Below are 6,794 nucleotides of genomic sequence, written 5' to 3' on the forward strand. Positions count from 1 at the left end.
CCCCGCTGCGGCCGCCGCCGCACTCGCCCCGGACGGCCGAGGGCTCCTCGCTCTCACCCACCGACCGATCCCGGGCGCAGGCAGCCAGGACCCGGTCGGCACCTGGGAGGCCGATGACGGTCCCTACGCCGAGCTGCTGGCCCGCACGACTCCCGGCGTGCGGTGGGAGTCGGTCGTCAACGATGCGCGGGTGTCGCCGCTCGACGCCGTCGAGTGGATGATCGGCCGGACCTGGCAGCCCCCGTTCAACCCGATCAACCAGGTGTGGGTCAACGCGATGGTGCGCCGGACCGAGGAACAGGGCTCTCCCCTGCTCCTGACCGGGTCGGCCGGCAACGCGACCTTCTCCCGCGACTCCGCGGGCATCGTCCGTGGCCTGGTGCGGGAGCGACGCCTCGGGGCGGTGCTGCGCCAGGCCCGCGCGCGCCACCACGCCGGCGCCTCGTGGCCGGACGCCGTCCGCAGCGTCGGCCGGGAGGGGGCGCCGGAGCGGCTGCTCGCGTGGGCGCGGGCGCGCCGCGGCATCGCCTCCCGGCAGGACCACCCGCTCAGCACGGCCGACCTGCCGGTACGCCGCGAGCGGATCAGCGCCGCCGCGGTGGCCCGGCTCGACCTGGTCGAGGGCCGGATACCCGCGTCGCGGAGCGGCTGGATCGACTTCGCGCTCACCGACCAGTCCCGGATCGGCACGGCGCAGAACCTGTCCCCGACCGTCTGGTGGAGCGACCCGCTCTCGGACCCGGAGGTGGTGGAGCTCGCGCTCCGGCTGCCGGAGGAGGCCTGGATCGCCAACGGCTGGGACCGTGGCCTGGCCCGGGCGGCCGGGGTGGGCCTCGTCCCGGAGGCCGTGCTCTGGCGTCGTACCCGCGGAGCCCAGGCTGCCGACGTCGCCGCGTGGGTGGCAGGGACCGAACCGGCGTACCGGTCGCTCGTCGAGCGGTTCCGGGCCTCCGCCTCGGTCCCCGAGTTCATCGACCTCGATGCCCTCGAGCGCGCGATCGGCGCCGGCCTCGCCGACCCGGTGGTCGCACCGTGGTGGCAGAACGTCTACGGCCGGGCGTTCGCGCTGGGCCGGTTCGCGCTCTGGTACGAGGAGGAGGTGCTCAGGCCCGCCTGAGCGCCCGCAGCCCGAGCAGGTACATCTCGCAGCCCAGGCAGAGCCCGAAGACCGCGTTGAGCAGCGCTGCGACCAGCGCGAAGCCGACGGCCACCTGGGCGACGACGAGCGCGCCGGCGAGGTAGGCGCCGAGAGCGACGGCCGCGAACACCAGACCGACACCCTGGGCGAACCGCGGCGGTGCCGGGTCCTCCAGCGCGGTCGGGGCGCTGAGCCGGGGGCGGACGAAGGTCCGGAAGGCCAGCCCGGTCGGGGTGCGCTGGACGCCGAGCAGGACCCCGGTCGCGAACAGCAGCGCCTGGGCCCCGATCAGCACGGTCGCGGGCGTCTCGGGCAGCACGAGGACCACCGCGAGCACGACAGCGGTGACCGACGCGGTGAACCGCGGTCCGCGCGGGTCGATGCCGCTCGGACGGGTGGTCGGCTCGACGGACAGGTCGCTCATGCGGAGGCCTTCCCGGCGCTCGCGAGAGCCGCGAGCACCTGGTCCTTGTGGGGCGCCCCGGCAGCCCGGAGCACCTCGTGCCCGGCGGCGTCGAGGACGAGCGTGGTCGGCGTACGACGGACGTCGAGCGCCCGCACCAGGTCGAGGTGCTGCTCGGCGTCGATCTCGACGTGGCGTACGCCGTCCTCCTGGGCCGCCACGTCGGCGAGGACCACGCGGGTGGTCCGGCACGGCGCGCAGAAGGCGCTGGAGAACTGGACCAGGGTCGCGCGCTCCCCAGCCTCGATCGAGGGCGCGGCCCTTGTGACGTGGTCCCAGGTGGTCGGGCTGGCGTCGGCGTGGGCCGAGAAGCGGCCATCGACCCGGCGCCGGTGCAAGCCGAACCCGACCGCGATGAGAGCGGCCAGGGCGAGGATGAGGAATCCGGTCACATCAGGTCCCAACGCACACGGCGGCCCCCGGGATTCCGGGAGCCGCCGTGTGAAAGGTCATGGCGATCAGAATGCGATCTCGACCTCGGCGATCGAGCCCACCGCAGCCTGGACCGTGCGGTCCGTCGGCTCGGCGCCGGGCACGAGGGTGCGCAGCGTCCACTCGCCGTCGCCGGCGAAGAACCGGAAGTGACCGGTCGCGGAGACCGGGACCTCGGCGGTGAACTCACCGGTGCGGTCGAGCAGCCGCACGTAACCCGTGCTGACCGGCTCGCCGCCCTTGGTCACCTGACCCTGGATGATCGCCTCGATGTCGGTGTTGATGCCGTTGAGCGAGAGACCGCCCGCAGTTGCGCCGCACATGCTCAGGCCTCCCCGGGCTCGTCGCCGAGGGCGATCGGAACGCCGACGAGGGAGCCGTACTCGGTCCACGAGCCGTCGTAGTTCTTGACGTTCTCCTGGCCGAGGATCTCCTTGAGCACGAACCAGGTGTGGCTCGAGCGCTCACCGATGCGGCAGTAGGCGATCGTGTCCTTGGACCAGTCGACGCCGGCCTCGGTGTAGATCTCCTTGAGCTCGTCGTCAGAGCGGAAGGTGCCGTCGTCGTTGGCCGCCTTGCTCCACGGGACGTTGGCCGCGGTCGGGATGTGACCCGCGCGCTGCGCCTGCTCCTGCGGCAGGTGGGCAGGGGCGAGGAGGCGGCCCGCGAACTCGTCGGGCGAGCGGACGTCGACCAGGTTCTGGGTACCGATCGCAGCGACGGTCTCGTCCCGGAAGGCGCGGATGGAGAGGTCCTGCTCCTGCGCGGTGTACGTCGTGGCGGCCCGCTCGGGCAGCTCGGCGACGAGCTCGCGCGAGTCGAGCTCCCACTTCTTGCGACCGCCGTCGAGCAGGCGGACGTCCTGGTGACCGTAGAGCTTGAAGTACCAGTAGGCGTAGGCCGCGAACCAGTTGTTGTTGCCGCCGTAGAGGACGACGGTGTCGTCGTTCGCGACGCCGCGACCGGAGAGGAGGGCCTCGAACTGCGCCTTGTTGACGAAGTCGCGGCGGACCTGGTCCTGCAGGTCCGTGGTCCAGTCGAGCTTGATGGCGCCCTTGATGTGGCCCTTGTCGTAGGCGGTGGTGTCCTCGTCGACCTCGACCAGCACGACCTTGGCGTTGTCGAGGTTCTCCTCCACCCACTGGGCGGAGACGAGCGAGTTCTCGCGGCTCATTTCTGATGGTTCCTTTGAGTTCGGTTCTTCGTGATGAGAAAGCGCTGACGTCGGGAACGACGCGGGAGGGTCGAAGGCGCACGGCGGCCAGGAAGGGCCAGAGACGGCTGCGCCGGGTGTCAGCGGATGGACGGTGCGACGACCGTCCGGGTCAGACCCCGCTCAGCGCATTCGACACAGCGCCGAGCTGACGCGGCAGTTGTCCACTGCGCGTCGCTTGGTCAGCCAGGTCGTCGACATGGCCGCAACAGTACGGCGGTCTCGCACGCGGTCCTATTCGCCTTCTCGAATAATGAGACTCGTGTCCATCATTCGAGATTGCCTCAGCAGGCGCTGCGGAGCTCGCGGGCAGAGGAGCCCGGGAACGCACCCGGCGTGACGTCGAGCTCCACCGGACCGGTCTGACCGGGCCCCGTGCGCAGCTCGAACTCGATCCGCTGCGTCTCGCCCGGGTCGAGGATCGTCACGATCTGCGCCACCTCGCGACCGGCGTACTCGTCGGTGACGACGGGATCGAATCGGCGCCCCTCGAGCGAGAGCTCCTCGATCGTCCCGCCGGGTGGAGCCATCACGTAGACGGCGAGCCGCTGCTGTCCCGGCTCGATCTCGCCGAAGAACCGGCCGCCCGGGAAGATTCCGGTGACGGTCGGCGGCAGGTCGATCCCGGGCGGGACCGTGCTGGTCAGCCGGAACGTCCCGGCGATCTCCTGCTTGTAGCCGGTGCAGGCACGCGCGATCACGTCCGCCTCGTAGGCGAGGTAGTAGGTCATCTTCGACTCGAGCGCGTCGTTGAGGTAGATGCCGACCTGCGCCTCGTCGTCGGTGGGCCTGAGCTCGCCCGCGATCTCGGTGCCGGCGATCTGCTCCTGCTCGTCCTCGACGAAGCTGTGCATCCTGACCCGGCCCTCGGCGACGGCCGTCGCCAGCATCCGGATCACCTCGACCGGCTCGCCCCGTCCGGCAGCGAAGGCGTTGAAGACCGCCTCCGCGACGGCGTTCTGGTAGTCCTCCTGCGCCGCCCGGTCCGGGGCAGTGAGGTAGATCTGGTTCTCCACCTTGGAGACCACGTCGGCCGCGGAGACCGAGCCGTAGCCGGGCACGTCGACCGGGCCGGTCGCGGACAACAGGTAGGAGACCGCGACCGGGTCGACGAAGAAGACCCCGTCGATGTCGCCGCCGAGCTCCCGCTCCCAGCGGGTCCGGGCGAGGACCGCGGCCCTCGGGACGTCGGGACTCATGCTCGCGTTCATGAAGTACTGGCCGAGGGCGTCGCCGAAGACGGCCCGCTCCCCCGGGGTCAGCCGGATGACGGGGTTCTCGAGGCCGCCGTACTTGGAGGTGCCCTCCTGCTCCTCGATCTCGACCCGGCCGCCATCGGCGTGGATCCGCGAGATCGACCCGGCCAGCCCGCCGAGGGAGCGCAGCTCGGCGTTGTTCTCGAACACGAGCAGGTGGTCGCGGGGCCCGTCGGCCCCGAGCAGGCTGGGCATCAGCTCAGCGGCGCGGTACGCCGAGCCGAGGGTGGCGCGCGCGGTCAGCACGATGTCGCGCAGCTCGCGGTAGCGCTCGCCCACGGGTCCCGTCAGCGCGAGGTCGTCGACCGTGTCGAGCCGGGCGGCCGCGTCGTCGAAGGCCTCCTCGCTGTCCTTGGCCGGCCCGGTCACCGACGCGATCGTCTCGAGCGGGAAGGAGTAGTTCGTGGGGTTGAAGGAACGGGCCGCGACCAGCTCGGCGGCCTCGACGAGCGGCGGGATGCCGTCCTGGCCCAGGTCGTCGAGCACCGCCGCCGCGGTCGCCACCGCTGCCGCTTCGTCCCCGATGCCCGGGACGTGCTCGATCACCCACCAGGTGGGGCCGTCGGTCCGGCTCCGAGCGGAACCGGCGCTCTCCTGGTAGCGCTCCAGCGCGCGGGCAGCGCCTGCGGCGTCGCCGTCCTCGAGCTCGGCCCGCAGCACGATCGCATCGCGCTCGACCTGCCGGAGGTCGCGAGCGGCCGACCACGCCGTCCAGGCGGTCCACGCAAGGAGGAGGGCCACCACGGCGGCGACGCCGACGATGACCCCGCGGGAGCGCCGTTGGCGAACCCAATGGACCGGAGCCCGCCACCCGCGCGGGCGACGCCGGCGGCGAACGACGGGAGACACGCGGCACAGCATGCCACCCGCTCCGCGGTCAGGTGCCGGGTTGTACCACCGATCTCGTAGGATGCGGGAGCGTCGGGGAGGGCAGCGTGACCGAAGCACGGTCAACACGTTCATTCCTTCCGTACGCTGCCTGCCGTCGAAGATTGAGGTGCCGTGGATTTCAAGCAGCTGTTGCTGGCCCTGCGTCGACGGTGGCGCAGCGTCGCAGCCGTCTTCATCGTGGGCATCGGGGTGGGAACCGGCGTCTCGCTGGCCATGACCCCGGAGTACGAGTCCACCTCGAAGGTGTTCCTGGCCGTCGACGCGCGCAACGCGACCGACGCCTACGCCGCGACCTTCTTCCTCAACTCGCGGGCGCAGTCCTACGCCGACCTCGCGCACAGCTCCGAGCTGTCTGAGCGGGTCATCGACGTCCTCGACCTCGACATGACGCCGGCCGAGCTCTCCGACCGGATCTCCTCGGAGGTGATCGAGGAGACCTCCCTCATCACGATCACGGTCACCGCCGACGACCCGCAGCAGGCGCAGACCATCGCCGACGTCGTCACCAGCGAGTTCCAGACCTACGCCGAGGAGCTCGAGACGGCCGGGGACGGCTCGGACTCCCAGATCCTGGTCCGGCTGACCGACGCCCCGGAGTACGAGGCCGAACCGGTCAGCCCCAACACGGTCCTCAACATCATCGCCGGCGGCCTCATCGGCCTCCTGCTGGGCCTGGCCCTCGCGGTGTCCCGCGAGCTCCTCGACCGCACGGTGCGCACCGCCGACCACATCGGCGAGGTCACCGACGCCCCGGTCCTCGCCAGCATCGGCTTCGACAACGAGATCCGGTCGGCCCCGCTGCTCACCGACCTCGGCGCCTTCGCCGCCCGCACCGAGGCGTTCCGCCTGCTCCGCACCAACCTGCAGTTCATCGACCTCGACCACCGGGCACGCGTCCTGGTCGTCACCAGTGCGGTCCCGGGCGAGGGCAAGACGATGACCTCGACCAACCTCGCGGTGGCGTTGGCGCAGACCGGCCGGACCGTCCTCATCGTCGACGCCGACCTGCGTCGCCCGCGGGTGGCCAGCACCCTGGGCGTCGACCCGGCCATCGGCCTCACCACCGCCTTGGTCGGCAAGGCCCAGATCGAGGACGCGATCCAGGTCCACGAGCCGAGCGGCCTCCACGTGCTCGCCAGCGGCGCCAAGCCGCCGAACCCGACCGAGATCCTCCAGTCGAAGGTCACCCACGACCTGATCCGGCGCCTGCGCCAGAGCTACGACATGATCATCATCGACGCGCCGCCGCTGCTCCCTGTGGCCGACGCCTCGGTGCTCTCGACGCTCTCGGACGGCTGCATCCTCGTCGTCCGGCACGGCCAGACCAGCCGCGACCAGGTCGCCGAGGCGGTCAACCGGGTCACCCAGGTCGGCGGGCGCCTGTACGGCGGCGGGGTCAAC

The 6,794-nt window shown here is 71.6% G+C and carries 8 protein-coding genes; 2 read left to right on the forward strand and 6 right to left on the reverse strand.

Features of this window, described 5'->3' with window-relative positions:
* Positions 1 to 1,117, forward strand: a 1,117-nt coding sequence (locus H0487_RS21040; RefSeq protein WP_220793650.1) for an asparagine synthase-related protein, incomplete at its 5' end; no start/stop codon positions are given.
* On the opposite strand, the gene H0487_RS21045 is transcribed toward H0487_RS21040, so the two are convergent.
* The 6 genes from H0487_RS21045 to H0487_RS21065 form a co-directional block, all read right to left on the reverse strand.
* Entirely contained in the window at positions 1,104 to 1,562 is a 459-nt protein-coding gene (locus H0487_RS21045; protein ID WP_183096180.1) for a DUF4395 domain-containing protein, read from the reverse strand. The two genes, H0487_RS21040 and H0487_RS21045, sit on opposite strands and share 14 nt — an antisense overlap.
* Positions 1,559 to 1,993 (reverse strand): thioredoxin family protein, encoded by a 435-nt coding sequence (locus H0487_RS21050; protein ID WP_183096181.1) that lies wholly within the window; start codon positions 1,991 to 1,993, stop codon positions 1,559 to 1,561. Before H0487_RS21050 ends, H0487_RS21045 begins: the two co-directional genes overlap by 4 nt.
* 66 nt (positions 1,994 to 2,059) lie before the next feature.
* Positions 2,060 to 2,356 carry a DUF1416 domain-containing protein gene (locus tag H0487_RS21055; RefSeq protein WP_183096182.1) on the reverse strand — a complete coding sequence of 99 codons (297 nt, stop codon included), beginning with the start codon at positions 2,354 to 2,356 and terminating at the stop codon, positions 2,060 to 2,062.
* A 2-nt stretch (positions 2,357 to 2,358) separates the two neighbouring features.
* Positions 2,359 to 3,207, reverse strand: coding sequence for a sulfurtransferase (locus H0487_RS21060; protein WP_183096183.1), 849 nt, complete (start codon positions 3,205 to 3,207; stop codon positions 2,359 to 2,361).
* 162 nt (positions 3,208 to 3,369) lie between these two features.
* Complete coding sequence (locus tag H0487_RS24510; RefSeq protein ID WP_368732092.1) at positions 3,370 to 3,447, reverse strand: putative leader peptide; 78 nt, start codon at positions 3,445 to 3,447, stop codon at positions 3,370 to 3,372.
* A gap of 83 nt (positions 3,448 to 3,530) precedes the next feature.
* Entirely contained in the window at positions 3,531 to 5,246 is a 1,716-nt protein-coding gene (locus tag H0487_RS21065) for a DUF4012 domain-containing protein (RefSeq protein WP_183096184.1), read from the reverse strand.
* A 258-nt stretch (positions 5,247 to 5,504) separates the two neighbouring features.
* On the opposite strand from H0487_RS21065, the gene H0487_RS21070 reads away from it, so the two are divergent.
* Positions 5,505 to 6,794 (forward strand): tyrosine-protein kinase domain-containing protein (locus tag H0487_RS21070; RefSeq protein WP_183096185.1); only part of this gene is annotated, 1,290 nt, incomplete at its 3' end.

Origin of the sequence: Nocardioides stalactiti, from assembly GCF_014180715.1 — a bacterium.
Classification (GTDB): Bacteria; Actinomycetota; Actinomycetes; order Propionibacteriales; family Nocardioidaceae; genus Nocardioides; species Nocardioides stalactiti.